We start from the raw sequence: 26,520 nt of genomic DNA, 5'->3' as shown, positions 1-26,520 counted from the left end.
AAGGCGTTGCGCCATTCGACAGGTCGTCAGGCCTTGATGGAGACCGCAACGTCCTGGCCATGCGGCAAGAGTGCATGACTTTCATGCGGTAGCAAGGGCCGGGCCAGCGCGATAAGCATGGGCAGAGGACATTTGCCGGGGATGGCCGGCGGCTTGCCTGAAAAAATGGCTGAGGACTGCTTATTTCGGCAGCAAAAGCGCGTGACTTCAACGCGTTACCTCGGCAAAGTCGACCCTAAAAGTGAGGGATAGTTTATGAGCGAGATCGTCACGGCGGGCATTCTGGTTATTGGGGACGAAATCCTGTCCGGCCGGACCAAGGACAAGAATATCGGCTTCATCGCCGAATACCTGACCAATATCGGCATTGACCTGAAGGAGGTCCGGGTCGTCTCCGACGACGAGCCCGACATCATTGCCGCGTTGGATGCACTGCGGCATCGCTACACCTATGTCTTCACCACCGGCGGCATTGGCCCGACCCAACGACGACATCACCGCCGACAGCGTCGCCAAGGCGTTCGGCGTCGGCATCGACCATCACCCGGAGGTGGTCGCCCGTTTCCGCGAGCGATGGAGCGAGCAGGATCTCAACGAGGCCCGCCTGCGCATGGCCCGCATTCCCGACGGTGCGGAGTTGATCCAGAGCGCGACCATCCTCGCCCCCGGCTTCAAGATCGGCAATGTGATCGTGATGGCCGGCGTGCCCTCGATCATGCAGGCGATGATGGACATCGTCTCGCCCAAGCTGAAATCGGGCGTGCGCATGCTTTCCGAATCGGTCCGCGCCAATGCGCGTGAGGGTGACATCGGCAGCCCACTGCGAGTGATTGCCGCCGAGCACCCCGACACCATCATCGGCAGCTATCCCTTCATGGATGAAGAGCAGAAGCCCAACACCAACCTGGTGGTGCGCTCGCGCGACGCGGACAAGCTGGCGGCAGCGATGGTGGCGGTGAAGGAAATGCTGGCGGGATTGAATATCACCCGCTAGCTGCCGGCAGACGAATTAGGAGACGACAATGGCTGGTGATGCACCGGAACTGAGCGCGCAGGAACGTGCAGGCAAGGCTTTTCCTGTCTCGTGGGACCAGTTCCATCGGGACTGCCGGGCGTTGACCTGGCGGCTCAACGAGGTCGGCCCGTTCCACGCGGTGATCGCGATCACGCGCGGCGGCCTGGTGCCGGCCGCGATCGTCGCGCGCGAGCTCGGCGTGCGCGTGATCGATACGGTCTGCATCGCCAGCTACGATCACGACAAGCAGGGTGACTTGCAGGTTCTCAAGGGCATTTCAGATGCGGCGATGAAACTCGGCGGCGGCACCGGCAAGGGGCTCCTGATCGTCGACGATCTCGTCGATACCGGCAAGACCGGCAAGCTGGTGCGCGCGATGCTTCCCGATGCGCATTTCGCAACCGTCTACGCCAAGCCGAAGGGACGTCCGCTGGTCGACACCTTCATCACCGAAGTCTCGCAGGACACCTGGATATTCTTCCCGTGGGACACAGCGCTGTCCTACCACCCGCCGCTCCGCGACGGGGCGGCGTGACTATTGCGACCGCGCGGCGGAGCCATCGATGCCCCTTCAAAACCGCGTCACGCCGACCGGCGAGATCATTGCCACACCGCACCGCGGCCTGTTCACCGGCAACCGCGGCATCATCCATGATCCCGCGACGAAGACGCTGCTGAGGAAGCGGTGGTCGTCGTCGGCTTGGATCGTTTGCCTGTGTGAATTCCGCGGCTGGCGGCGGCCGGTGATGGCGCGGCGGAGCTGGACCGAGCTGTTCTTTCTCGACGAGGCCACGGCGTTTGCCGCGGGTCACCGTCCCTGCTTCTTCTGCCGCCGCGACGACGCCAAGCGCTTTCGCGCAGCGTGGGAGACGGGCAACGGCGTGAGCAACGCGCGTGCGAAGGAGATTGATGTCCAACTGCACCTGGAACGTCTGGATCATGGTCGCAAGCGTTTGCACCCGCTGCCTGCGCCCCTCGCAGAATTGCCTGACGGCGCGATGGTGCAGCAGGGTGAAGAGAGTTTTCTGGTGATACAGGGACGAGCGCTAACGTGGTCGCCTGCCGGCTATGTCCGCGCTACGGGTGAGCTGGCGAGCGCGATGCTGCTGACTCCCCCGTCCACACTGCGCGCGCTCAGTGCCGGATATCAGTTGCTGCTGCATCCCACCGCCCTGGATTAGCGGAGCGGCCTGCCTTCTTCATCCACATTTGTCCGCGCATCGCGCAATGCCCATTCGCGGATCACCTGGCGGCACCGGGTCAGCTCGACTTCGCTCGCGGCATTCGCATCTCGCGATGCGCGCTCCACCATCGCCTTGCAGGTAAGGAGCACGGAGCGATCCTCCGCGCGCGCAGACGAGGTGATCGCCGCAAATGTTGCGACGACGAGCGCCGTCCGGATCACCGTCATCATCCGAGCTTCTCGCGTGCCAGGGCGGCACCGGCACCGAGCGCCATCAACTTGGCTTCGGCGATCTCCCGCCGCATCGGCGCCATGCCGCAATTGGTGGTGGCGATGATGTTGCTCTTGGGTACGAATTTCGACACAGCGTCGATCACCTGCACGACGTCCTCGGCGGTCTCCACCGTGTCGCTAGCGACATCGATCACACCGGCCTGCACGATCTTGTTCTTGAGCAGCGCGAGGAGATCGAGCGGCACCTTCGAATTGCGGCATTCGATCGCGACCTGCTGGATAGGGCTGGCGTCGATCGCAGGGAAGATCTGCTCATACTGCCGCCATTGTGCGCCGAGCGTCTCCTTCCAGTCGGTGTTGGCCTTGATGCCGTAGCCGTAGCAGATGTGCACGGCGGTGACGCAGGTCAGGCCTTGCGCCGCGCGCTCCAGCGCCTTGATGCCCCAGTCGTTGACCTCGTCCATGTAGACGTTGAAGGCGGGCTCGTCGAACTGCACGAGATCGACGCCGTCGGCCTGGAGCGCCTTGGCTTCCTCGTTCAGGAGTTCGGCGAATGCAAAGGCCATCTTGACGCGGTCGCCATAGTAGCGATCGGCAATGGTGTCGATGATGGTCATCGGGCCGGGCAGGGTGAACTTGAGCTTCTTCTTTGTATGCATCCGCGCGACGCGCGCCTCATCGGCGTGAACGCGGCTCTTCAGCCGGAGCGGGGCGACCACCTGCGGCACCATCGCCTTGTAGCGATCCTTGCGGATGCCCATCTCGACCTTGTGGGCAAAATCGATGCCCTCGATCTTCTCCAGAAAACCGTGGACGAAATGCTGTCGGGCCTGCTCGCCCTCGGTGACGATGTCGATGCCGGCGTCCTCCTGGACTTTGACGGCAAGCATGGTCGCATCGCGCTTGGCGCGGACGAGCTCGTCGCCTTGCGACTTCCATGGCGCCCAGAGCATGTTGGGCTCGGCGAGCCATTCCGGCTTCGGCAAGGAGCCGGCGATCGTGGTTGGAAACAGCATGGCGGCCCTCCCGGCGGGTTGTGTTGCGCCCCTTCCTGCCATGTCTTAACGTCGAGGTACAGAACAACAAAAGTCGCCTTGAAACCCGCGACGCCGGACCGGAAACGCCATGATCGAGTTCTTCTTCGACTGTTCCAGCCCCTGGACCTATCTCGCCTTCCACAACATCCAGCCGCTCGCCAAAGAACTCGGCGCGGAGATCATCTGGCGGCCGATCCTGGTCGGCGGCATCTTCAACACGGTCAATCCGAGCGTCTATGCGCAGCGCGAGACGCCGGTGCCGCTGAAGGCGCGCTACATGAAAAAGGACCTTGCCGACTGGACGCGCTCGGCCGGCCTGTCGATCAAGATGCCGCCGACGGTGTTTCCGGTGAACAGTGTGAAAGCGATGCGCGGCTGCATCTGGCTCGGGCAGGAATCGGTGCCTTTCGCCATGGCGGTGTTCGAGACCTATTGGGGCGAGGACAAGGATATCTCGCAGGACGCAGTGCTCGCCGACATCTGCAGGAAGGTCGGCGTCGACGAGCAGAAATTCTTCGCGGGCATTTCCGGGCAGCCGATCAAGGACCAGCTCAAGGCCAACACCGAAGAGGTCGTAGCCCGCGGCGGCTTCGGCTCGCCGACGATCTTCGTTGGCAAGACCGACATGTATTTCGGCAACGACCGCCTCCCGCTGATCCGTGAGGCGATCCTGCGCCGCAAGGCGAGCGCGGCCTGATGGTGCGGGCTGTCGTCTGCCGGGCGCTCGGCGCGCCCGAAACGTTGCGGCTGGAGGAGTTTCCGTCGCACGACCTGAAGCCGAGCGAAGTGCGGGTCGCGATCCGCGCCGCTGGCTTGAATTTTCCCGACGTGCTGATGGCGGCCGGCGAATACCAGCTCAAGCCCGAGCTGCCGTTCACGCCGGGTATGGAGGCGGCCGGCGACGTTACCGAGGTCGGCGCAGAGGCAAGCGGCGTCGCCGTCGGCGACAAGGTCATCGTCAAGATGCGGCACGGCGCCTTCACGGATGAAGCCGTGGTGACGCCGTCGCAGCTCACGCCGATGCCATCGACGTTCGACTATGCCGAAGCTGCGACTTATCTCGCCGGGCATGGCACTGCCTATCACGCGCTGATCGACCGCGGTCGAGTCGAGCCGGGCGAGGTGCTGCTGGTGCATGGCGCCGGCGGGGGCGTTGGCCTTGCTGCCGTCGAGATCGGCAAGATGCTGGGCGCGACCGTGATCGCGACCGCTTCCAGCGACGAGAAGCTTGCCATCGCGAAATCCCGCGGCGCCGATCATCTTATCCGCTACGACCGCGAGCCGTTTCGTGATGCGGTCAAGCGTATCACTGACGGTCGCGGGGCCGACGTCGTGTTCGATCCCGTCGGCGGCGAGGTGTTCGAGAATTCGATGCGCTGTATCGCCTGGGGCGCGCGGCTCCTCGTGATCGGCTTTACCGGCGGCATCGGCTCGGCCAAGACCAATTTGTTGCTGATCAAAGGCGCCAGCGTGCTCGGTGTGCGTGCCGGCGAAGCCGTGCGGAAAAATCCCGCGCTTGGCGAGGTGCGTCTAAAGGCGCTGCTGACATGGGCGGAGGAGGGCAAGCTGCGGCCCAACATCTCGCACCGCCTGCCGCTGGAAGATTATGCGAAGGCGATGCGGCTGTTGCTTGACCGCAAGGCGATCGGGCGTGTGGCGCTGATGATGCATGGAGAAAAGTAAGGTGGGCTAGCGAAGCGTAACCCACCACTTCTCTCGAAGCGCAGAAAGTTAAGAGGCCTCACTTGTACTCCCGCTCGGTCCACCACGGGAAATAGTCCGGCATGTCGCTCGACACCTTGTTCTTGAACTGCGCAGGGCGTTTCTCAAGGAACGATGTCACGCCTTCCTTCACATCGTCCGAGCGGCCGCGGGCGTAGATGCCACGGCTGTCGACCTTATGGGCTTCCATCGGATCGTCGGCGCCCATCATGCGCCACATCATCTGGCGGATCAGTGCCACCGACACCGGTGCGGTCTTGGCGGCAAACTCCTTGGCGAGCGCGCGGGCGGTCGGCAGCAGATCATCCGGGGCTACGACCTTGCTGACGAGACGGCCGGCGAGGGCTTCCTGGGCTGGGAAGACGCGGCCCGAATAACACCATTCCAGCGCCTGGGAAATGCCGACGATGCGCGGTAGGAACCAACTCGAGGCCGCCTCCGGCACGATGCCGCGCTGGGAGAACACGAAGCCGAACCGGGCGGCGTCGGAGGCGATGCGGATGTCCATCGCGAGCTGCATGGTGACGCCGATGCCGACCGCGGGACCGTTCACCGCGGCAATCACCGGCTTTAAGCATTTGAAGATGCGCAGCGTCACCTGGCCACCGCCGTCGCGCACCTGGGAATCGCTGTAGTCGACCTTGCCGTCGGCGAAGCGTTTTACGGGCCCGCGCCGTGCGTCGCGATCAAAGGTGTCGGCGCCCGACGAAAGGTCTGCGCCCGCGCAGAAACCGCGGCCGGCGCCGGTGACGATGATGGCGCGGACGTCGTCGTCCTTGTCAGCGGCATCGAACGCGTCGATCAGCTCCCCTTGCATCTTCGCGTTGAAGGCGTTGAGCTTGTCGGGCCGGTTCAGCGTGATGGTGAGGATCTGCTCGGCGATTTCGTATTTGATCGTCTCATACGCCATGGTGGTTTCCTTCCCTGTCCTGAATTTCCGTATCGAGGAGACGTCACGCACGGCCGCCAGCGTCCGTCTTGCGCGGACTGGGCGTGTGGTGGCCAAGCTCTACGTCGCGGGCGGGCTGGGCCAGGGCTTCTGCGGGCCGCGCAAGCTCTCGAACGCCTTGGCCATGCCGAGCACGCCGATATCGTCGAAGCGGCGTCCGACGATCTGGACGCCGATGGGGAAACCCCTGGCGTCAAAGCCGCCGTTGATGGAGATCGCCGGATTCTCCGACATATTCCACGGCACGGTATAGGCGATGTGCTCGAACGGCTTCATGGGATCGTTGGTCGGCGAGGCCCATTCCGCCGGATAGTTCACGTTCGGCGCGGTCGGCGAGATCACATAGTCGAGCTCGCAGAACAGCTTTGATGCCGCGGCGCGGATCGCCATGGTCTGGTTGAAGCCCCTGATGACGTCGACACCCGAGAGCTTCGCGCCAGACTCGCCCCACTTGAAAATGTAGGGCAGTATCTTTGCCTGCTCGGCGGGCGTCAGCTTCGACAGATCATCCCACATCCGTGCGCGCCAAAAGTTGTCGAGGCCGTCGAGCATTTCGCGCGTGAGGATGCCGTCGACTTCGGTGACGACGGCGCCTGCGGATTCGAACGCTTTCGCCGCCTTCACCGCGACCTCGCGCACCGGCTTCTCCAGCGCCTGGCCAACGCCGGGATCGAGCATCAATCCGATACGGAGTTTGCGCGGCGATTTCTCCAGCCCCTTCCAGTTCAGCGGCTCGGCGGGGAGGCTCATGCCGTCGCGCCGGTCGGGTTTTGCCATCACGCTCATCATCAGCGCGCAATCATCGACGGTGCGGGTCATCGGCCCCGCGACGCGGCCGACATAGGCGGGATCAATCGGCACGCGGCCAAAGCTTGGCTTCAATCCGACCAGGCCGCACCAGCCCGCGGGCAAACGAACCGAGCCGCCGATATCGGTCCCGAGATGCAGCGGACCATAGCCGGCTGCCGCAGCGGCGCCCGCGCCGGCGCTGGACCCGCCGGGATTCTTGGAGAGGTCCCAGGGATTGCGCGCGAGCGCATGGAAGCTGGAGAGCCCCGAGGACAGCATGCCGTAATCGGGCATGGTGGTTTTTGCGAAGATGATCGCACCGGCTTCGCGCAGGCGCGCGGCGGGCGGTGCGTCCTTCTCGGCCGGCACCAGCTTAACGCTCGCGGCCCCCAGCGGCACGGGCACGCCCTTGGTCGCGATGTTGTCCTTTACCGTCACAGGCACGCCGTCTAGCGAGCCCGACGGCTCGCCGCCGGTCCAGCGCGCGGTCGAGGCCTTCGCGGTCTCGCGCGCGCCGTCGGGATCGAATGCATAGAGCGCTTTAAGATGCGGCTCCCCCACGCTGCGACGTGCGCGAGCACGTCTTCCAGCACCTCGCTTGGCGAGAATTGTTTGGCGCGATAGCCCGCGATCAGATCGACCGCGGAAAGATCGTGCAGCGAGGTGACCGCCTCTTCGACGCTCTTTTTATGCATTGCTACCTACCGGCATGCGGGTCTCGATGATCCGGGCGAACATGCTGGCACCGATCGGCAGGATCTTGTCGTCGAGCACGAAGCCGGGATTGTGCACGGGCACCGAGCCGTCGTGGCCGACCCAGAAATAGGCGCCGGGAATGGTTTGCAGCATGTCGGCAAAATCCTCGCTGCCCATCTTCGGCTGGGTGCGGGTAATCACCTTGGCAGGATCGACGACGGTGCGCGCGACCTCCTCGACCACCTTGGACTGCTCGACCTGGTTGACCAGCACGCCGAAGGTGTCGCGGATGTCGGCTTCGATCTCGCACTGGAAGGCGCTCGCGATGCCGGCGCAGATCGTGCGGATGCGTTGGCTGATCAGGGCGCGGACTTCATCGGAGAAGGTGCGGATGGTGCCGCAGAGATGCGCCTCGCCGGGGATGACGTTGTAGGCGGAACCGGCGTGAATCTGCGTGATCGAGATGACGGCGGCCTGCAGCGGCTCGACGTTGCGGCTGACGATGGTCTGGATCGCCTGCGCCAGCGTGGTCGCGATGATCACCGCGTCCTTTGAGCGTTCGGGCATCGCGCCATGCGCGCCGTAGCCGGTAATGCGGAGGTCGAAGAAGTCGGCGCTGGCCATCGCCGGGCCGGGCAGGATCGCGATCTCGCCGTGGTTGAGGTCGGGCGCGTTGTGCAGACCGTAGAGCTCGTCGCACGGAAACTTCTCGAACAAGCCGTCCTTGATCATCGCGCGGGCGCCGCCAAGGCCTTCCTCGGCCGGCTGGAAGATCAGATGCACCGTGCCGTCGAAGTTTTTGGTCTCGGCGAGGTAGCGCGCGGTGCCCAGTAGCATGGTCGTGTGGCCGTCATGGCCGCAGCCGTGGAAGCGGCCGGGGATTTTCGAGCTCCATTTCAGATTGGTGTTCTCCTCCATCGGCAGCGCGTCCATGTCGGCGCGCAGGCCGATGCGCTTGCCGCTAGATCCCTTGCCCTTGATGACGCCGATCACGCCGGTGCCGCCGAGACCGCGATGCACCTCGATGCCCCAGCTCTTCAGCTTGTCCGCGACGATGCCGGAGGTGCGCACTTCCTCGAAGCCGATCTCCGGATGGGCGTGGAGGTCGCGGCGAATGGCTGTGAGTTCGTCGGCATAGCCGTCGATGCGGTCAATCGTGGGCATGTGTTGTGTCCAGTTAGCGTGAGGAGGGAGTGAAAACCGGGCCGTTCGGCTTGATGCGAATACCCGGCCGCAGGCGCGTCCATGGCAGGGTGGCTGTGTCCGCCGGCATCGCGCCGGGCGCGGCGCAGATCATCAGCATTTCCGCGATCGGCTCGAAATCGGCGCGGAAGTGGACCGAGCTCTTGTTGACCAGAATCTTCTCTTCGGTCGGCTCGATGCCGACATAGCGGTACATCGCCTGGTCGGCGAGCTGCGCCTTGTGCGAGCTCACGACGACGCGGACGTCGCCGATGCGCAGGCAGGCAGAGGGGCCCATCTCCATCTCGCGGCCGCCATAGTAAGGGCCGGGCGCGACGAAGCGGCCGTCGGAGAGTTTTTCGACGACGAAGGACTCGCGATAGGGCTCGTCGCCGGGAATGCCGGACTTGCCGCCGAGTGACAGCGTCACGGTGGCGCCGACGCCGGCCACATGGGCGGCCTTGGCGGATTCCGGATCGTAGATCGCGCCGGTCGCAGCACTCGCCTTGTTGCGTACCAGTGCGCGCAGCATGCCCGTGGTGTCGGAATCGCCGCCGGCGCCGGGATTGTCCTGGGTGTCGGCGATGATGATCGGTTTGCTCGCGCCCTTCGAGAGTTCCATCGCGTGGCGCACGCCGTCATCGGGTGACCAGATCTTGCCGTCGAAATCGTCCTCGTGGCTTTCGATCAGTTTTACGATCGCATCCGCTGCGCGATCGGCATCGGCTTGCGTCTTGCCATAGGCGAACACGCTCGGCCCGCAATCGCGGAAATCGGCGGCGGGGAAGCCGGGCGCGAAGGACAGCGTCGGAACCGCATCACTCTCCAGCGCGGCGAGCTTTTCGTAGATGCGCTTGGTCGGCTGGTCGTTGGTGCATTGCCAGCTGATCGGGATCAGGAACGGCAATTGCCTGAAGGCTTTTGCGAATCGCTGTTTCGTGTCCAGCAGCAGCGCGAGATGCCTTGCGGAGGCGCGGCCCGTCTCGGCCATGTCGACATGGGGATAGGTGCGGTAGGCGATCAGCGCATCCGCATGTTCCATCATGTCGGGGGTGACGTTGGCATGGAGATCGAGGCTGGTGATCAGCGGAACGTCCTTGCCGATGACGCGGCGCACGCGCGCCAGAATCTCGCCTTCGCCGTCGTCGAGATGCTCGGTCACCATGGCGCCATGCAGGTCGAGATAGACGGCGTCGATCGCGCCGGCGGCCGCGATGCCGTCGACCATCACCTTGACGATGCGCTCGAAGGCGTCCCTGGTGACATGCGCGGAGGGGCTGGCACCGCACGCGATCGTCGGAACGAGTTCCCAGCCCTTGGCTTCGGCGCTGTCGACGAAACCGGCGAGGCCGACATTGATGCGGCGCATCACCCTCAGCACGTCGGCGCCTTCAGTCATCGCCGGCCATCCGCCGCCGTGCTGGAAGTCTGCGAAAGTCGCCTTCGTCGGAGCGAAGGTGTTGGTCTCGTGCAGGAAGCCGCCGACGGCGATACGTGTCATCAACTCAAGTCCAGGCAATTGAAAGTGCGCGACGTTAGCCCTGCCGCTGAGGCGAGAGCAAGGTGGGAAGCAATCGCGCCGTGCATGGCGTCAAGCTGTTTTGGGAATGCTTGCCGCAATCGCCGTCATTGCGAGGGAGAGACTAAGCGCTCGCCGCCACACCCTCCGACACCGGCCGGAAATTCGCAAAGTCCCAGCCGCGGCCGGGCGCTGCCTCGAGCAAGGCTCTGGTGTAAGCCTCCTTCGGATGCGTCAGCACTTCGGCGGCCGGGCCCTGCTCGACGACACGGCCGTGCTGCATCACCACGACCTCGTCGCAAATCTGTGCTGCGACCCGCAGATCGTGGGTGATGAACAGGATCGCGATGCCGAGCCGCTTCTGTATCTCGTCGAACAGTTCCAGCACTTGCGCCTGCACGGAGACGTCGAGCGCCGAGACTGCTTCGTCCGCCACCAGCACGTCGGGATCGAGCGCGAGCGCACGGGCGATGGCGATACGCTGGCGCTGACCGCCGGAGAACTGGTGCGGATAGCGCGAGACCGCATCGACCGGCAGGCCGACCAGCTCGAGCAGCTCGCGCGCGCGTTTCATCGCATCGGCGTGGGAGACACCATAGTTGATTGGACCCTCCGCGATGGTCTCACCGACAGTGACGCGCGGGTTGAGTGAACGGTAGGGATCCTGGAACACGATCTGGATCTTCTGCCGGTGCGGCTGGAGCAGGCGGCGCGACAGGTCCGATATCTCGCGGCCGGAAAGGCGCACGCCGCCGGAGGTCGGATCGATCAGGCGCACGATGCAGCGCGCGACGGTCGACTTGCCCGAGCCGCTCTCGCCGACGATGCCGAGCGTGCGACCCTTGCGCAGCGTCAGCGTGACCTTGTCGGCGGCGACGACCTCGCGGCCTTTGCCGAAGAACGCGCGCTCCTTGTAGACCTTGCCGAGCTCGTTGGCCTCCAGCACGACCGGCTCCTTTGTCTCGGGCCGCGCGGCGCGTGGCACCAGGCTAGGCACCGCGGAGAGCAGGTTGCGGGTGTACTCCATGGTCGGATTGCGCAGGATGGAATCGAGTGTGCCGGTCTCGACCAATCGGCCCTGCCGCATCACCGCGACGCGGTCGGCGATCTCGGCGACCACGCCCATGTCATGGGTAATGAACAGCACGGCGGTTCCGTGATCGCGCTGGAGGTCGCGGATCAGGGTCAAAATCTGCTTCTGCGTTGTGACGTCGAGCGCGGTGGTCGGCTCGTCGGCAATGAGCAGCTTCGGTTCGAGCACGAGCGCCATCGCAATCATGATGCGCTGGCGCTGACCGCCGGAGAGTCGGTGAGGGTAGGAGGCAAAGATGCGCTCGACCTGGGGCAGGCGCACCTGCTCCATCATGTCGAGGATGCGCTTCTTCCGCGCCTTCGCGTCGAGATTGGTGTGCGCGCGCAGGACTTCGTCGATCTGGCGGCCGACCGGGACCACCGGATTGAGTGCTGTCATCGGCTCTTGAAAAATCATCGCCATCCGCGTCGCGCGCAGCTGGCGCAGGCGGCGGTCGGTCGCGGTGAGCAGCTCTTCGCCGACCAGCTTGACGCTGCCGCCGGTAGGCACGAGCGTGCCCTTCGGCAGCAGGCCCATCGTGGTCAGCGAGGTCACCGACTTGCCCGAGCCGCTTTCGCCGACGAGGCACAGCGTCTCGCGCTCATGGACCTGGATCGAGATGCCGTCGATGATCTTCGGCCCATTAGGCTTCTTGCCGACGGAGACGACGAGGTTGTTGATGTCGAGGATCGGGTTGGTCATCACTTGCCTTCCCGCTGCTTCATGCGCGGATCGAGTGCGTCGCGGGCGGCGTCGCCGATCAAATTGATGCTGAGGATCGCGATCGAGAGCAGCAGGCCCGGCCAGAAGATCAGCGTCGGCTTGAGCTGGAAATACTGACGGCCCTCGGCCATGATGTTGCCCCAGGTCGGCGTCTCCGGCGAGATGCCGGCGCCGAGGAAGGAGAGGATCGCCTCGGTGAGGATCGCGGAGGCACAGACGTAACTGCCCTGCACGATCAGAGGTGCGATCGTGTTCGGCATCAAATGCCGCCACATGATCTTTGGCAGCGACGAGCCGACCGAGATCGCCGCTTCAACATAGGGCTCTTCGCGCGCCGACAGCACGACCGAGCGCACCAGGCGTGCCACACGCGGAACTTCGGGAATCGTGATCGCGATCAGCACGGTCCAGAGGCTGGCGCCGGACAGCGACACCACGGCGATCGCGAGCAGGATGCTCGGCATCGCCATCAGGCCATCCATGATCCGCATCATGACGGAATCGACCAGCTTGAAGAAGCCGGAGACGAGGCCGATCGCCAGCCCAATGACGATCGACATGATCGCCGAGCCGATGCCGATCAGAAGCGAGATGCGTCCGCCATACATGACGCGCGACAGCAGGTCGCGGCCATAGGCGTCGGTGCCGAGCAGGAATTGCGCCGAAGAGGGCTTCAGCCGCTGCGAGGGCGCGAGCTGAATCGGATCATGCGGCGCGATCAGCGGCGCGAGGATCGAGATCAGCACGATCAGCACGAGCAAGACCGTTGCCGTGGCGATGATCGGCGTCGAGGTGAGGAATCCGAAGCGCGGCCGCAGCGGCGACGTGATCGGAATGGACGACTGGGGAAGGGTATCGACCGACATTTTTGTTGCTATCCTTGCCTCAGTACCGGATCCGGGGATCGAGCAGCGTGTAGGCGACGTCGATCAGGAGATTGACCACGACATAGATCAACGACGTCAGCAAAATCATCGCCTGGATCACTGGATAGTCGCGCGCCAGCACCGCATCCACCGTGAGGCGGCCGATGCCGGGGATGTTGAACACGCTCTCGGTGACCACGACCCCGGAGATCAAAAGCGCAAAGCCGGTACCGATCACCGTGATCACGGGCACGGCCGCGTTCCGCAGCGCGTGGCGCATCATCACGGCGACCTCGTTGATGCCTTTTGCGCGCGCGGTGCGGACGTAGTCCTCGCCGAGCACGTCGAGCATCGCCGCGCGCGTCATGCGCGCGATCAGCGCGATGTAGATGAAGGACAGCGCGCAGGTCGGCAGGATGATGCGCTCGAAGAACGGTCCAAAACCGTTCGAGATGCTGCGGAAGCCCTGCACCGGCACCCAGCGCAGGTCGATGGCGAAGACTTCGATCAGGATGTAGCCGACCACGAACACCGGCACCGAGAAGCCGAGCACGGACAGGCCCATCACGAAGCGGTCGATCCAGGTGCCGTGCTTCCACGCCGCGATGACGCCCAGGGGAACAGCGACAATGACGGCGAGAATGATGGTCGACAGCGCGATCGAGATCGACGGCTCGACGCGCTGGCCGATCATCTTCATGACGGGCAGGTTGGAGATCAGGGAAGTCCCGAGATCGCCGTGCAGCAGCTTGTTCAGCCAGGTGATGAACTGCACGATCAGCGGCTCGTTTAGACCGAGCGAGGTGCGGATGCGCTCGAGCCGTTCCGGCGTGGCGTTGTCGCCGGCGAGAATTGCCGCGGGATCGCCCGGGGTGAGGCGGAGCAGGAGGAACACGAACAGCGCCACCACGCCCATCACGGGCACAGCTGCGAGAATTCGGCGAAGGAGATATCCGAGCAAGTTGGATCCCGTCAGATTAGAGTCAACACAGAGGCCGCGGCTGCAGCCAGGGTTCTGCCATCAGCCTAACATTTCAGCAATTCCCGTGCCATCCGGACCACAGTTTTTGCAGTGCGGTCACCCTGTTTTGGCGATTTGGCTCGGTTTTGGTGAGCTGGCGCGCGTTGTCACTCCAGAGTCGCGAGCAGCCCCGCCATCAGCCGGCCGCGTTCGGCTAGGCTCTCGACCTCAATATACTCTTCGAGCGTGTGGCCGTTGCCGCCACGCACGCCCAGGCCGTCGAGAGTCGGGATTCCCCTTGAGCCCGTGAAATTGCCGTCGGAGCCGCCGCCGGAACTCGCATGCGGCAGTTCTGCGCCGAGCGATTTGGCGATACCGCGCGCCTTTTCGTAAAGCGCCATGGTGCTGGCATCAGGCTCCCACACGGGACGTGTCACGCCGCGCGTCACCTTGAAGGCGACATCATTGGTTGTACCGGAGAGCGCCAGCATCCTCTCGACGCCGCGATCGAGGTCGGCCTGGCGCTTGGCCATCGACAGCGCCTCGCCGGTGGCGGTCGTGGCAACGCAATTGACCCATTGTCCGCCATGCACGACGCCGACCGAAAAGGTGCAGTCCTCGCTCGTCATCGCGTCGATGGCGAGGATTTGCCGCGCCATCTCGCGAATAGCCGAGCGGCCCGCCGACAAGGTCGCGCCGGCGTGGCTGGGCCGGCCCGTCGCCTCGAGATTGAAGCGCGCGATGGCGTAACGTCCGGTGGTGACGCCGTTGTCGGCGCGGCCGGGCTCGGGCACCAGCACGTATTTATTGCGCGCGGCCTCCGCCTCGATGATATCCCGCGTGGAGGGTGTGCCGACTTCCTCGTCGGGCGTGAACAGCACGGTGATCGGCAGCGGCGTCGTGAACGCGGCGCGGGCCAGTTGGCGGATCGCTTCCAGCGAAAGATAGTTGCCGCCCTTCATGTCGTAGATGCCGGGCCCGTAGCACTTGCTGCCTTCGCGGCGCCATTTCAGCTTCTCGATGGTGCCAACGGGGTGGGACGGTATCCATGTGTCCGGCGATCAGAATGCCCGGCTCGCCCTGCTTCGGATGCGGAAAGCGTGCGCGGATCACGCCTCCATAGCCTTGGCGGCCGGCGATGCGCTCGATCGTCGCACCCATGATCGCCATCTCCCGCGCTGCGATATCGAGCATGCGATTCACGGCGCCCGCGTCCCAGGTCGGGCTTTCGCATTCCACCCAGCCGCGCAGGCCCTGGAGCATCGCTTCGGGATCAAAGGGGAGATTGGCTGGATTCATCTCAATGTCTCTCAAGCTTCGGAAGATGGAACGCGCATTGCATCGGCGGGGCGGGACAGGCGGAAAGTGTTGTAGAGCCAAACCGATCCTTGCGGAGCCCGTGCGCGCGCCGCTTGGGCTTGCAGCGAAACCGGATTGACGCGCTCGGCACTGTCTGCAAGTCTCGGGAAGATAAAGGCATTGCATGAGGTTGGTTCGCCTAAAGAACGAACCGGATGCTCAACCAATAACCTGCCTTTGAACAGTTTCACGTCAGGAGAAATTTTTATGTTTAAGTTGATGCGCCGGGGGACTCGCGCGTTCGCCTCCAAACTTGCGCTGTCGGTCGTCGCGCTTTCGACCGCGCTGGCCTCGCCGGCGCTTGCGGCCGGCAAGACCATCACGGCGGTGATGCATTCGGATCTGCGCATCATCGATCCGATCTTCACCACGGCCTACATCACGCGTGATCATGGCTACATGATCTATGACACGCTGGTGGCGCCCGATTCGAACTTCAAGATCCAGCCGCAGATGGCGGACTGGAAGATCTCCGACGACAAGCTCACCTACACCTTCACGCTGCGCGACGGCTTGAAGTGGCATGACGGTGCGCCGGTCACGGCGGAAGACTGCGTTGCCTCGCTCAAGCGCTGGGCCGCTGTCGACGGCATGGGCCAGAAGCTGCTCGACTTCACCGCGAGCATCGAGGCGACCGATGCCAAGACCATCACGCTGAAGCTGAAGGAGCCCTACGGCCTCGTGCTCGACTCGATCGGCAAGCCGTCCTCCCGCGTTGCCTTCATGATGCCGAAGCGCCTCGCCGAGACGCCGCCGGACAAGCAGATCCCCGAGCAGATCGGCTCGGGTCCTTTCAAGTTCGTGCAATCGGAATTCCAGCCGGGCGTGAAGGCGGTCTACGTCAAGAACACCGACTACGTGCCGCGCAAGGAACCGTCGAGCTGGACCTCCGGAGGCAAGGTGGTGAAGGTCGACCGTGTCGAATGGATCACCATGCCGGACTCGCAGACCGCAGTGAACGCGTTGCAGTCGGGCGACATCGATTTCATGGAGAATCTGCCCTACGACCTGCTGCCGTTGCTGGAGGCGAACAAGGAGATCACGCTCGAGGTCTCGAACAAGTTCGGTTTCCAGACGCTCGGCCGGATGAACTTCCTTTATCCGCCGTTTGATAATGTCAAAGTGCGCCGTGCTGCCTTTCTGGCGATAAACCAGAAGGACGTTCTCGACGCGCTCGTCGGCAACGCCAAATATCAGAAGATCTGCGGCGCCTTCTTCGTGTGCGATACGCCATTCGCGACCGAGGTCGGTGCCGAGACCTTGATCAAGGGCAACGGCATGGCGGAAGCCAAGAAGGCGCTCGCCGAGTCCGGCTATGACGGCACCCCGGTCGTGATCATGGCGCCCGGTGACGTCACGACGCTGAAGGCGCAGCCGATCGTTGCGGCTCAGTTGCTGCGCGAGGCCGGCTTCAAGGTCGACCTGCAAGCGACAGATTGGCAGACGGTGGTGAGCCGCCGCGCCAGCCAGAAGCCGCCGAAGGAGGGCGGCTGGAACATGTTCTTCACGAACTGGGTCGCGGCCGACGTCTCCAACCCGATCGCCAATCTCTCGATCGGCGGCCAGGGCAAGAAGGGCGGCTGGTTCGGCTGGGCGGAAGACGCCAAGATCGAGCAGCTCAAGGACGCTTTCGTCCGCGCGCCCTCGCTCGACGAGCAGAAGAAGATCGCGGCGGACATCCAGAAGGAAGCCTATGAGCAGGTGATCTACATCCCGCTGGGGCAGTATCTCCTGCCGAGCGGCTGGCGCAAATCGCTGACCGGCGTGCTCGACGGTCCCGCGACGCCGCTGTTCTGGAACATCGACAAGTCGGAGTAAGGCGAAGGCGCCTCCTCGGCACATTTCGTCCGCATCATCATGCGGCGCCGCTGTCATCAGCGGCGCCGTTTTCTTTCGTCGATCTTGCGCAAGCTGAGAAGGCGGACACTTTCAAAATCTTCCAGTTTCCAATCATTGCTATTTGTTTCTGTTCTGAAGTAGATGTGTCGTTCTCGCGCATCACCTTCCTTCCTCCATTTGATTCCCGTGCCGATCGATTTTGCATTCCAGGCGATGGCCGAGCGGTCCGATCGCACGCCGGCGCGATGGCGCCTGCCATTCCTGCGTTGGCTCGACGGCGTCGAGGCGGGCTGGGCCGTGCCGCTTCTCATCGCTTGCTTCGTTGCGATCTGGACGCTCTATCTCGCCGTCGCCTATGCCGGCGGCGGCCTGCATCCTGATACGCTGGAGGCCTGGACGCTGGGGCGGCATTTCGCGTGGGGTTATGACAAGCACCCGCCGTTGACCGGCTGGGTTGCCGCGAGCTGGACCTCCGTCTTTCCGCTCAGCGACTGGTCGCTGCAATTGATGGCGATGGCCAATGCCGGGCTCGCGCTGGTCTTCGTCGATCTGGTCGCGCGTCAATTCGTGAGCGGGCATAAGCGTATCCTGGTGCTCTCGCTCCTGATGCTGACGCCGGCCTATCAATTCCACGCCCAACGCTTCAACGCCAATGCCGTGCTGCTCGCGACCTGGCCGCTGGCGACCTGGTGCTTCCTGCGCGCGTTCGAGACGCGCGCGCCACTGTGGGCCGTCGCGGTGGGATGGACAACTGCGCTGGCAATGGTCGGCAAATATTATTCGATCTTCCTGATCGCGAGCTTCGCGTTTGCCGCGCTGGCGCATCCGGCGCGACGTGCCTATTTCACGTCGGCTTCGCCCTGGATCTCGGTGGTTGTCGGGCTTGCTGCTCTGTCACCGCATCTTTATTGGCTCGCGACGACGGGGGCATCGACCTTCGCCTATGCGCTGAACCATGCCAACGGCAATGCTGCGAGCTCGCTCGGTGAGGTCAGGAACTTCCTGCTGGGGCTGGCGGCGGCGATGAGTGCGTCGGTCGTGCTCTGGGTCCTGATCGCCGGTACGCGGCTGAAGCAGTTTCCGGCCGATTTCGCCGCGATGAATCCAGGCCTGCGGCTTCTCTTCTATGTTGCCATCGGCACGATTGCGCTGCCGGTCCTGATCTCGCTGGTGATCGGCACCGATCTGCCGTCGCTGTGGGCGTTGCAGGGGTTGTTTCTGTTCGCCGTTCTCGTGGTCTGCGGCACAAGCTACCCGATCCAGCGCTTCTACACCGTCAACCTCACCGTGATCGTGGCCGGCGTCGCGCTCGCGGCCGTCCTCGTCGCTGCGCCGATCCATGCAGTCTATCGCAACGATCACGGTTACGAGGAGGGGCGCAATCTTTACGCGCAGGCGGCCAGCGAACTGACACGCCAGTGGCGCGAACTGACCGGCGAGCCGCTCGCCGCCGTCAGTGGCGACGATTCGCTGGCCTTCGCGACGGCGTTCTACAGCCCGGACCACCCGCACTACGCGCGGCCGTTCGCGTATCAAGATGCCTCGGGCTTGCCGCGCAAGACGACGCTGGACCGCGGCTGGGCCGCGCTCTGTTTCCGCGATCAGGATGATTGCAGCCGGTGGATGGAGTTGGTGTCCGGGCGCGCCGGGCACTTCGTCAGGCGGGAGTTCACCGCGCAGGCGCAGCTATGGGGCCGGCCCGGTCTCTCGCGGGAAGTGATAGTGATGATGGTGCCGCCCCGTGGAACGCCCGAGAGCGCCGCAGACGATTTCAGCGCCAGCAGACGCGCGGCGGAATAGGCGTCGCGCTCAGCAGTGGCTGTCGCGGACCCGCTCGAGCCCTTCGCTCGCGAATGGTACGGTAAAGGCGGGCTTCTCGGCGTTCGACGGCGTGCGTTCCGTCTTGGCTCGCTCCGCGGCATCGTGGTCTTTACGGTGTTCCGGTTCCATGGAGCAGCCTTTCAAATTGCTGCAGTACAACATCGAGAACGCCGCGAAGTTCCTCACGCGATAGAGCGATGATGCGGCTTAAACAGCCGTCCCTTTTCCACCACCAGCACGATCGCGAGAGCTGCGAGTGACGACACGAAGAAGCCGACCGAGAACGGCATCAGCGTGCCGTCGAAACTTTGTCCGATCGCCATGCCGACGACGATGCCGATCAACGTCGTGATCGAGCCGTAGAGCGAGGACGCCGTGCCGGCGATGTGGCCCTGCGGCTCCATCGCGAGTGCGGTGAAGTTGGCGACCATCATGCCGAACGAGAACATCATCAGCGCCGAGAGCACCATGAATACGGGAAGCGGCAGCATGCCGAGGCTTTCCGTCAGCAGCATCACAGCCGCGACCGCGGTGTAAAGCGTCAGCGCGCCGTGCGAGATCACGCGCATGCCGAGGGTCCCGACCAGCTTTGCATTGAGGAAGCCGGCAATGGCCGTACCGGCCGCGATCGCAGCGAAGGCGATCGGGAAGTAATGGCCGAGGTGATAGATGCCGGTGAAGACCTGCTGGGCCGAGAAGACATAGGCAAATAGCGCGCCTATGACGCTGCCGGCAGCCGTCGCATAGCCGATGGTCTGGCGGTTGGTCACAGTCTGCCGGAACGCCGAGAGCACGTCGGCAGGCGCCAGCGATCTGCGTTCGGACTCGGGAAGGGTTTCAGGCAGTCGCAGCACGCTCCATGCGAGCGCGAGCAGGCCGTAGAGCATGAGCACGACGAAGATGCCGCGCCACGCCGTCACCAGCAAAACCGCCTGACCGAACGAGGGCGCGATCACGGGCACCGCGATGAACACCATCATGGCGAGCGACATCACGCTCGCCATCCGGCGGCCGACATAGCAGTCGCGCACGATCGAGGTTGCGATCACGCGCGTTGCCGAGGTGCCGAGCCCTTGCAGCGCACGCGCCAGCAGCAGCGTCTCGAACGAAGGCGCCGCGACCGCCAGCACGCTCGCGACCGCATAGACCGCCATGCCGCCGAGCAGCACTGGGCGGCGCCCGAAGCGGTCCGACAATGGGCCCATGACGAACTGGCCGGCGCCGAAGCCGATCAGGAAGGTCGACAGCACCAGCTGAAGATGGTTGGCGACGGGGATATCGAAGGCTGACCCGATATTGGGGAGCGCCGGCAGCATCATGTCCATCGCAAGCGGATTCAGCGCCATGATCGACGCGATCACGATGACGAATTCGGGAAAACCCATCGGACGATGTCCCGCGGACACCCAATCGTCGGCATTGACGTCGGACAAGGAAGTTCACCTCTGATTTCAGAGGCTTTATCTAACGCCCATGCTGCATTGCACAAGCTATGTTTCGGGATGGCTGGCAGGCGGAGCCGGAACGGCACCTGCGAGTGCACGATGATTGCGTCATCGCCTGCACGCTGAAGGATTGAATGCGGGAGGTCGTCATCAGTGCATCTTGTGGATCATGCTGCTGCACGTTCGCGCCGTCAGCTCTCGTGGTGCGGGCAGCCGGGGTCGAACCGGCACGGCGCTTGCGCGCCGAGGGATTTTAAGTCCCTTGCGTCTACCAATTCCGCCATGCCCGCTTGATCCAAAGAGATCAAACACTTAAGTCCCTTCCGGCCGTCTGGAATTGGCGCCTGGTGAGCCGGTCGGGCGGTTCTTCCTTAAGCGAGCCGGCCGCACAAGGCAAAGCCTCAATGCGGACATCTGTTGCTGCTTTAGGCATTCTCAATCCACTGGGACTATTCATCCGGCATGTCAGCTTTGATCCAATATCGCCTGCGCGCGTGCTGCATGGCCGTCGCACTGGTTGCGGCCGGCTTGGCGCTGTCTGGTTGTGCCGGCATGAGCGAGACGGTCGCCCCGGCCTTTGCCGATCCCGCCAAATACGAATTGTACGAGTGCAAGCAGCTCGAGTCGGAGCGCAAGACGCTCGCCACCCGCACCGCGGACTTGCAGAGGTTGATGGACAAGGCGCAGACGGGCACCGGTGGCGCCGTCGTGTCAGAGCTCGCCTATCGCAACGAATACATCTCGGTGCGCGGGCAGGCGCAGCTAGCCGAAGACGCCTGGCGTCGCAACAAGTGCCGGGAAACGCCACCCGAGGCGACACCGGCCGCCGCGCCCGCGCCTGGCGCCAAGCCTTCCTCGAAATCCGCAAGATCGGTGCGCTGAGACATCGCGCCGACGGCGCCTCGCATCACGGACGCCAGTCGTAGATCCAGTCCTGCTGCGCCAGCATGCGGTCCGGGCCGAGCGTGCGGATCGCAAGATCGCGTGCGAACGCGAGCGGCCCACTGAAATGATAGATGCGGCCCTGCTGCCGCGCCGTCCGCTGCACCCGCCGCACGCGCGTCTGGCGCGCACGGCCGTATTGTCTCAGTGCAGCAGCGATGCCCGCGGTGCTCTCGGCGGTCTCAAGGGTCAAATGCTGCGCGAGCACGGCGGCATCCTCGATCGCCATGCCGGCGCCCTGGGCCGCAAACGGCAGCATCGCATGCACGGCGTCGCCGAGCAGTGCGACCGGGCCTTTGCTCCAGGGGCAGTCGTCAGGCACGCCGAACAGCGCCCATTTCCGCCAGCTATCGACCGTGGCGAGCATCATCCGCGCCGCCGGCGGCCAGCGCCGCGCGCCGAAGGCTTCCATCACCTCGACGGGATCGCCGGGCGTGCTCCAGCCCGGCCTGTTCCAAGTGCCCGGCAGCACCGCGACCACGTTGATCTGGCGTCCGGCTGCGATCGGGTAGGCGACGAGATGGGCGTTCGGCCCCATCCAGAGCTGGACCCGGCGCGCGGTGTAGTCCTTCGGCAGTTGCGTGGCATCGAGCGTGCCGCGCCAGGCGATCAACCCGGAGAAGCGCGGCTGCACCTCGGGAAACAGATGCTGGCGCACCGTCGACCAGATGCCGTCGGCGCCGATCAGCGCACTGGCGAGATCGCTGCGGCGGATCGTGCCGCTGCGATGGACGACCGTCAGCCCCTTGGCGTGAGGCGCGACGTCTTCGAAGGTCGCGCCGAGTTTCAGGTCGATATCGGGATGGTCGGCGACTGCGCCGGCGAGGGCGGATTGCAGGTCGGCGCGGTGCACCACCCAATAGGGGGCGCCGGCGCGCGCGGCGGCAGCTTCTCCCAGCGGCATGCGCAAAAGTTCGCCGCCGGCCCGCGCGCTCATGATCGAGACCGCCTCCGGGGTCACGGCGCGCAGCTTGAGCCGCTCGGTGAGGCCGAGCTCGACCAGCACGCGGCTGGCATTGGGGGAGAGTTGCAGACCGGCGCCGACTTCCTCGAGCCGCTCGGCCTTTTCCAGCACGACGATGCGGAAGCCGCGGGCCGCGAGCGCAAGCGCAGCCGTCAGTCCACCTATGCCGGCACCGGCAATGACAATGGTTCGGGAGAGCGCCACCCCTGACCGATGGCAGCGGTCAGGCCACCTTGTCCTTCAGGACGCATTCCGGCGGACGGGCTTCGCCCGCCTTCAGGTCGGCGGCGAAGCGGTACAGCGTCGAGCAGTAGGGACAGATGATCTCGTTGTCGTTGCCGAGGTCGAGGAAGACGTGCGGATGGTCGAACGGAGGGTTGGCGCCCACGCACATGAACTCTTGCGAGCCGATTTCGATGACGGGGACACCGGCATCGTTATGGAAGTGCGGGACGACATGGTCGGACATCGTAGTTCATCCTGGAGTGGCAATGGCAGCAGATACAATCACGACAGACGCGGCATCATTATGGCGCCGCGGACCATACTGGCGGGTGCAGATGATTGCTAGTCCAGCGGAACCGAAAGTCCGCACTTGCCCCATGCTCGTTTTGCTCATGCAAATTCGACACAATCTTGCGGCTTGAGAGAAGCCCTTCTTTCGTCGGGGACGTTGTGTCGCAACTTTGGCATACAACTTTGGCATACTATGTCGGTGGGCGAGCGCAATTGCGACGAAAGACGAACCGTCAAGGCGTCAACGATCTCAGGACCGTCCAGGTTTTCCGCATGAAATGGCTGCGAATCAGCACAGCGTTGACCGGTATTGCGGCATGCGGCTTCATGCTCGCGCAGGTAGCACCGCATGCGCGCGAGGCCGGCGCGATTTTGGCCGCCCAGGAGGATCCCGCCGCGCTCTCCGAACTCAAGCTCGATGCGCTGCTGCGGCAAAACGATCGTCTGATTCAGAGCAACATCGAGGCCGCGCTCGCATCGGGCGACGCCGATCTCGCGGACAGTTTTGTCGCGTTGGCGCACGACCGCAACGTCGCGCTGCCTGACGACCTCCTGAGCCGCGTCAGCGACGCGGTCAAAGACGAAAATTCCACCTCGCATTTCGCAAAACGGTTTGCCGCCGGGCTCGTCACCGGCAACGCGGACGATGTTGCGAGCCTGTCGGGAACCGTGGCCGGCGATCTCTTCGTGATCGGCGACATCAGGGACGTCGTCCGCGAGGGCAAGCATCTCGCCATGGGCGAGGAGACCGATCGCCTGGTGCTGGGCCTTGCGGCCGCTGGTCTCGCGGTCACGGCCATGACCTACGTCTCCGTCGGCGGCGCCGCGCCGGTGCGCGCGGGGCTGACGCTGGTGAAGGACGCGCGCAAGGTGGGGCGACTCGGCGAAGGACTCGCTGCATGGGCCGGCCGGTCCGCGCGCGAGGTCGTCGATACCCCGATGCTCCAGAACGCGGTCGCCTCCGGCTCGGTGCTGCGGCCGGGCCAGACCGTGAGCGCGATCAAGACCGCGTTCCACGCCGAGAAGGCCGGCGCACTGGTTCGGCTCGGCAAGGATGTCACGCGCGTCGTCGAGAAGACCGGCACGCGCGGCGCTATGGATAGCTTGCGTATCGCCGAAGGCCCCAAGGATGTCGCACGCGCGGCCCGGCTCGCGGAAGCGCAGGGCGGCAAGACGCGCGCGATCATGAAGCTGTTCGGCCGCGGCGCGCTGCTGCTGATCGGCGGCGCGTTCAATCTCGCACTCTGGCTGTTCGGTGCGGCCCTGACGCTGTTCGGCCTGTTGTCGTCGATCAAGGCGACGACGGAGCGCCTGACCCAGGCCTGGTGCGATCGCAGACGGACGCGGCGACTTCGCCGGGCCCAAATCGCAGCCGAAGCCGCTCTGGCAAGCGCTGCCGTCACCGCCTAAGATCGACTTCTTCCCCTCAAGATTGCGGAACTGATGATGCCGAGCTTTCACAACGGCGCCGTTGAAATCGCCTATCTCGACGAAGGCGAGGGCGATCCGATCATCCTGGTGCACGGCTTTGCCTCCAGCAAGAACGTGAACTGGGTCTATCCGACCTGGGTTTCGGAGCTGCGCAAGAACGGCCGCCGCGTCATTGCGCTCGACAATCGCGGCCATGGCGAAAGCGCAAAGCTCTACGAGCCCTCGCAGTACTCGATCCCCACCATGGGCGGCGACGTGCTCGCGCTGATGGATCATCTCGCCATCCCGCAGGCCGATCTCATGGGCTATTCGATGGGTGGACGGATGACGGCCTGGCTCTCCCTCAACGAGCCGCAGCGCCTGCGTTCGGCAATCCTCGGCGGCATCGGCATCGGCGGCCTGATCGAGGGCACCGGGCCCGGCGAGAACGTGGCGAAGGCGTTGGAAGCGCCCTCGCTCGACGACGTCACCGATCCCGTCGGGCGCACTTTTCGTGCTTTTGCAGACCAAACCCGTTCCGACCGCAAGGCACTTGCCGCCTGCCTGCGCGGCACGCGCGACCTCATGACGAAGGACGAGGCCGCGCGGATCGATTTGCCCGTGCTGATCGCGGTTGGCAGCACCGACGACGTCGCGGGCTCGGCCAGCGCACTTGGTGCCATCATCCCGGGTTCGGAAGTGCTCGACATTCCGAACCGCGATCACATGCGTGCGGTCGGCGACAAGGTCTACAAGACCGGCGTACTCGATTTCCTGTCACGCCGCAGCTGAGGTCTCGTCCGCCGGTTCGTCGTTGCTCAAGCGCCGCGCCAGTGCCGTCAACACCACGAAGGTAGCAACCCACACCATCCGCGCGCCATAGCGGTCGTGTGGTCCGGAAATCACGCCGCAGATGAAGGCGTTGCCGAGCAGTGCCAGCCCGACGGTTGCCGCCAGCAATGTCAGATCGTCGAGCCGGCGGTCCCTGAGCGAAAGCGCGAGCAACACGACCAGCGCCAGCATCGAGGCCAGCGCGACGGGAACGTGCAGCCAGTTGACGTCGTCGAAATTGACAGCCCAGTGCTGCTGGCGCGCCGCGCGCATCTGCGCGACCTGCGCGGGGATGTAGCGCTCGATGACGCCATAGGTGTGCGGGATCCAGCCATTGGTGCCTTCGCCGGTCGCCACATGCAGCAATTGCTGGCCCATGGCTCTCAAGGCTGCGCCGGCCTGCCACGCCGGATAGTCGGTGAGCGAATGCACGACGATGGTGCCCATCTCGTCGTTCATGCCTTCGAAGCGGCCGAGCGTGTTGAACATGCTCTTGCCCCACAGGAATTCGTCGGCGGTCGCCGGCAATTCGTTGCGATAGGGACAGAGCTTGTAGCGCTCGCGCGGGCAATGGTCGTTGAGGTAGCGCGCGACGATGCCGTCCTGCATCATGCGGCCGAACGCGACGCCGTAGCCGCCGGGGGTCCAGGCCCATTTGCCCGACAAGGCATGGTTCGCCGACACCAGCATCAGGCCGCCGGCGACGATCGTCATACTCGCTTGAGCCAATCCGGCGATCGGAAGCCGGCGCCCCAGCAACGGCCGCGCCATCCAGCCGGCGACGCAGAGCCCGAGCAGCACGCCGAGCGTGGCGCTGTGGGTCGCGGCAGCAAAGGCGGTGAAGACGAACAGCGAGATTTCCTCGAGCACGGAGGTCCGCGGTCCAGCGACGACCAGCAGGAACAGCGATAGCACGGACAGCCCTGCAAAGATGTCGGTGAGCAGCATGCTGGCAAGCCAGGGCAGCGCGGTCGACAGGATCAAGAGCAGGCTGATCGCGACGAAGCGGAACGTCTGCATCAGGCCGAGCACGCGCAAGGTGAGCTGCAGCAGCCACAGCGTTGCCACCGACTGGACCGCGAGGTTGATCCAGAAACCAAAACTCTCGCCATAATGCAGATAGAGGCCGAACACGGTGGAGCGGCTCGGGACGAGGTAGCCCTCGTACCAGCGCGCCAGATAGCCGCCGGTATCCCACTGCAACAGCGGATAGCCGTTCCAGAACGCCGGTGCGATCATCATGAGCGGCAGGGCCATCGCGGCCAACCGCAGCCAGAATGAGCCCGCGGCCCCCGCGCGCAAATGATCGGTGGTGGTGGTGGTCAAATCCGCTCCGTCCTCGCGCGGACCATGCCCGCAATCACCGTTGAGGCGGAATTCACCAATAGTTTGACGCCGCCCGGCTTGAATTTGGCGAAACCCTGACCATTTTGAGCCGACCTTGC

24 protein-coding genes, 1 tRNA gene and 3 pseudogenes are annotated in these 26,520 nt (G+C 64.4%); 10 read left to right on the top strand and 18 right to left on the bottom strand.

Annotated elements, in window-relative coordinates; genetic code table 11:
- The first annotated feature begins 255 nt into the window (after nt 1–255).
- From ACVWYI_RS26845 to ACVWYI_RS26835, 3 genes and pseudogenes are all read left to right on the top strand, one after another.
- Nucleotides 256–994: pseudogene (locus tag ACVWYI_RS26845) on the top strand (competence/damage-inducible protein A).
- Nucleotides 995–1,022: 28 nt separating this feature from the next.
- On the top strand, nt 1,023–1,550 hold the full coding sequence (gene gpt / locus ACVWYI_RS26840) for a xanthine phosphoribosyltransferase (protein WP_247338869.1): 528 nt from the start codon (nt 1,023–1,025) through the stop codon (nt 1,548–1,550).
- A 28-nt stretch (nt 1,551–1,578) separates the two neighbouring features.
- Complete coding sequence (locus ACVWYI_RS26835; protein ID WP_456663632.1) at nt 1,579–2,196, top strand: hypothetical protein; 618 nt, start codon at nt 1,579–1,581, stop codon at nt 2,194–2,196.
- Here ACVWYI_RS26835 and ACVWYI_RS26830 read toward each other — a convergent pair.
- The gene (locus ACVWYI_RS26830; RefSeq protein ID WP_354103981.1) at nt 2,193–2,429 is read right to left on the bottom strand and encodes a hypothetical protein; all 237 of its coding nucleotides are present in this window, start codon (nt 2,427–2,429) and stop codon (nt 2,193–2,195) included. The genes ACVWYI_RS26835 and ACVWYI_RS26830 overlap by 4 nt on opposite strands.
- Nucleotides 2,426–3,448, bottom strand: coding sequence for a methionine synthase (locus tag ACVWYI_RS26825; RefSeq protein ID WP_456649388.1), 1,023 nt, complete (start codon nt 3,446–3,448; stop codon nt 2,426–2,428). The genes ACVWYI_RS26830 and ACVWYI_RS26825 overlap by 4 nt, the downstream gene beginning before the upstream one ends.
- A gap of 109 nt (nt 3,449–3,557) precedes the next feature.
- Here ACVWYI_RS26825 and ACVWYI_RS26820 point away from each other — a divergent pair, with 109 nt between their 5' ends.
- Both ACVWYI_RS26820 and ACVWYI_RS26815 read left to right on the top strand, forming a co-directional pair.
- Complete coding sequence (locus ACVWYI_RS26820) at nt 3,558–4,166, top strand: DsbA family protein (protein ID WP_456663631.1); 609 nt, start codon at nt 3,558–3,560, stop codon at nt 4,164–4,166.
- Nucleotides 4,166–5,152: an NADPH:quinone oxidoreductase family protein gene (locus ACVWYI_RS26815; RefSeq protein WP_456663630.1), complete on the top strand. Its 987-nt coding sequence runs from the start codon at nt 4,166–4,168 to the stop codon at nt 5,150–5,152. Before ACVWYI_RS26820 ends, ACVWYI_RS26815 begins: the two co-directional genes overlap by 1 nt.
- Before the next feature lie 58 nt (nt 5,153–5,210).
- On the opposite strand, the gene ACVWYI_RS26810 is transcribed toward ACVWYI_RS26815, so the two are convergent.
- From ACVWYI_RS26810 to ACVWYI_RS26770, 9 genes and pseudogenes are all read right to left on the bottom strand, one after another.
- Complete coding sequence (locus ACVWYI_RS26810; RefSeq protein WP_456663629.1) at nt 5,211–6,101, bottom strand: crotonase/enoyl-CoA hydratase family protein; 891 nt, start codon at nt 6,099–6,101, stop codon at nt 5,211–5,213.
- Nucleotides 6,102–6,200: 99 nt separating this feature from the next.
- Nucleotides 6,201–7,624 (bottom strand): annotated as a pseudogene (locus tag ACVWYI_RS26805) (amidase).
- Nucleotides 7,617–8,789, bottom strand: a complete 1,173-nt coding sequence (locus ACVWYI_RS26800) for a M20 aminoacylase family protein (RefSeq protein ID WP_456649393.1) — start codon at nt 8,787–8,789, stop codon at nt 7,617–7,619. The pseudogene ACVWYI_RS26805 and the gene ACVWYI_RS26800 overlap by 8 nt, the downstream one beginning before the upstream one ends.
- A 13-nt stretch (nt 8,790–8,802) precedes the next feature.
- Nucleotides 8,803–10,308 carry a M81 family metallopeptidase gene (locus ACVWYI_RS26795; protein WP_456663628.1) on the bottom strand — a complete coding sequence of 502 codons (1,506 nt, stop codon included), beginning with the start codon at nt 10,306–10,308 and terminating at the stop codon, nt 8,803–8,805.
- A 142-nt stretch (nt 10,309–10,450) separates the two neighbouring features.
- On the bottom strand, nt 10,451–12,100 hold the full coding sequence (locus ACVWYI_RS26790) for an ABC transporter ATP-binding protein (RefSeq protein ID WP_456663627.1): 1,650 nt from the start codon (nt 12,098–12,100) through the stop codon (nt 10,451–10,453).
- A complete protein-coding gene (locus tag ACVWYI_RS26785; protein ID WP_354103988.1) occupies nt 12,100–12,987 on the bottom strand; it encodes an ABC transporter permease in 888 nt (295 codons plus the stop codon). Before ACVWYI_RS26785 ends, ACVWYI_RS26790 begins: the two co-directional genes overlap by 1 nt.
- Before the next feature lie 19 nt (nt 12,988–13,006).
- Nucleotides 13,007–13,948: an ABC transporter permease gene (locus ACVWYI_RS26780; RefSeq protein WP_007602533.1), complete on the bottom strand. Its 942-nt coding sequence runs from the start codon at nt 13,946–13,948 to the stop codon at nt 13,007–13,009.
- 167 nt (nt 13,949–14,115) lie between these two features.
- Nucleotides 14,116–15,247: pseudogene (locus tag ACVWYI_RS26775) on the bottom strand (M20/M25/M40 family metallo-hydrolase).
- Nucleotides 15,248–15,258: 11 nt separating this feature from the next.
- Nucleotides 15,259–15,498: a hypothetical protein gene (locus tag ACVWYI_RS26770; protein ID WP_456663626.1), complete on the bottom strand. Its 240-nt coding sequence runs from the start codon at nt 15,496–15,498 to the stop codon at nt 15,259–15,261.
- 16 nt (nt 15,499–15,514) lie between these two features.
- Here ACVWYI_RS26770 and ACVWYI_RS26765 point away from each other — a divergent pair, with 16 nt between their 5' ends.
- Entirely contained in the window at nt 15,515–17,125 is a 1,611-nt protein-coding gene (locus tag ACVWYI_RS26765; RefSeq protein WP_247446445.1) for an ABC transporter substrate-binding protein, read from the top strand.
- A gap of 37 nt (nt 17,126–17,162) precedes the next feature.
- Here ACVWYI_RS26765 and ACVWYI_RS26760 read toward each other — a convergent pair whose 3' ends face one another.
- A complete protein-coding gene (locus tag ACVWYI_RS26760; protein WP_247446446.1) occupies nt 17,163–17,306 on the bottom strand; it encodes a hypothetical protein in 144 nt (47 codons plus the stop codon).
- 17 nt (nt 17,307–17,323) lie between these two features.
- On the opposite strand from ACVWYI_RS26760, the gene ACVWYI_RS26755 reads away from it, so the two are divergent.
- Complete coding sequence (locus tag ACVWYI_RS26755) at nt 17,324–18,946, top strand: glycosyltransferase family 39 protein (RefSeq protein WP_456663625.1); 1,623 nt, start codon at nt 17,324–17,326, stop codon at nt 18,944–18,946.
- Nucleotides 18,947–18,955: 9 nt separating this feature from the next.
- On the opposite strand, the gene ACVWYI_RS26750 is transcribed toward ACVWYI_RS26755, so the two are convergent.
- The 3 genes from ACVWYI_RS26750 to ACVWYI_RS26740 all read right to left on the bottom strand — a co-directional run bounded on the left by ACVWYI_RS26750 (nt 18,956) and on the right by ACVWYI_RS26740 (nt 20,702).
- Nucleotides 18,956–19,096 (bottom strand): hypothetical protein, encoded by a 141-nt coding sequence (locus ACVWYI_RS26750; RefSeq protein WP_456663624.1) that lies wholly within the window; start codon nt 19,094–19,096, stop codon nt 18,956–18,958.
- 53 nt (nt 19,097–19,149) lie between these two features.
- A complete protein-coding gene (locus ACVWYI_RS26745; protein WP_456663623.1) occupies nt 19,150–20,400 on the bottom strand; it encodes a multidrug effflux MFS transporter in 1,251 nt (416 codons plus the stop codon).
- A 213-nt stretch (nt 20,401–20,613) separates the two neighbouring features.
- Nucleotides 20,614–20,702: transfer RNA gene (locus ACVWYI_RS26740), tRNA-Leu, on the bottom strand.
- A 172-nt stretch (nt 20,703–20,874) separates the two neighbouring features.
- Here ACVWYI_RS26740 and ACVWYI_RS26735 point away from each other — a divergent pair.
- Entirely contained in the window at nt 20,875–21,294 is a 420-nt protein-coding gene (locus tag ACVWYI_RS26735) for a twin-arginine translocation pathway signal (protein WP_456649399.1), read from the top strand.
- A gap of 25 nt (nt 21,295–21,319) precedes the next feature.
- On the opposite strand, the gene ACVWYI_RS26730 is transcribed toward ACVWYI_RS26735, so the two are convergent.
- A complete protein-coding gene (locus ACVWYI_RS26730) occupies nt 21,320–22,522 on the bottom strand; it encodes an FAD-dependent monooxygenase (RefSeq protein ID WP_456663622.1) in 1,203 nt (400 codons plus the stop codon).
- Nucleotides 22,523–22,541: 19 nt separating this feature from the next.
- On the bottom strand, nt 22,542–22,787 hold the full coding sequence (locus ACVWYI_RS26725) for a zinc-finger domain-containing protein (protein ID WP_007602543.1): 246 nt from the start codon (nt 22,785–22,787) through the stop codon (nt 22,542–22,544).
- 320 nt (nt 22,788–23,107) lie between these two features.
- Between ACVWYI_RS26725 and ACVWYI_RS26720 the strand changes: the two genes are divergently transcribed.
- Together ACVWYI_RS26720 and ACVWYI_RS26715 are read left to right on the top strand one after the other, a co-directional pair.
- Complete coding sequence (locus tag ACVWYI_RS26720; protein WP_456663621.1) at nt 23,108–24,244, top strand: hypothetical protein; 1,137 nt, start codon at nt 23,108–23,110, stop codon at nt 24,242–24,244.
- Between the two features lie 36 nt (nt 24,245–24,280).
- Complete coding sequence (locus ACVWYI_RS26715) at nt 24,281–25,036, top strand: alpha/beta fold hydrolase (protein ID WP_247338830.1); 756 nt, start codon at nt 24,281–24,283, stop codon at nt 25,034–25,036.
- Here the strand turns inward: ACVWYI_RS26715 and ACVWYI_RS26710 are convergent.
- Complete coding sequence (locus tag ACVWYI_RS26710; protein WP_456663620.1) at nt 25,022–26,401, bottom strand: hypothetical protein; 1,380 nt, start codon at nt 26,399–26,401, stop codon at nt 25,022–25,024. The two genes, ACVWYI_RS26715 and ACVWYI_RS26710, sit on opposite strands and share 15 nt — an antisense overlap.
- Nucleotides 26,402–26,520 lie beyond the last annotated feature (119 nt).

Source organism: Bradyrhizobium sp. LB13.1 (genome assembly GCF_054056815.1).
The sequence above is the reverse complement of the archived record's forward strand: the minus strand, read 5'-3'. Positions and strand labels throughout refer to the sequence as shown.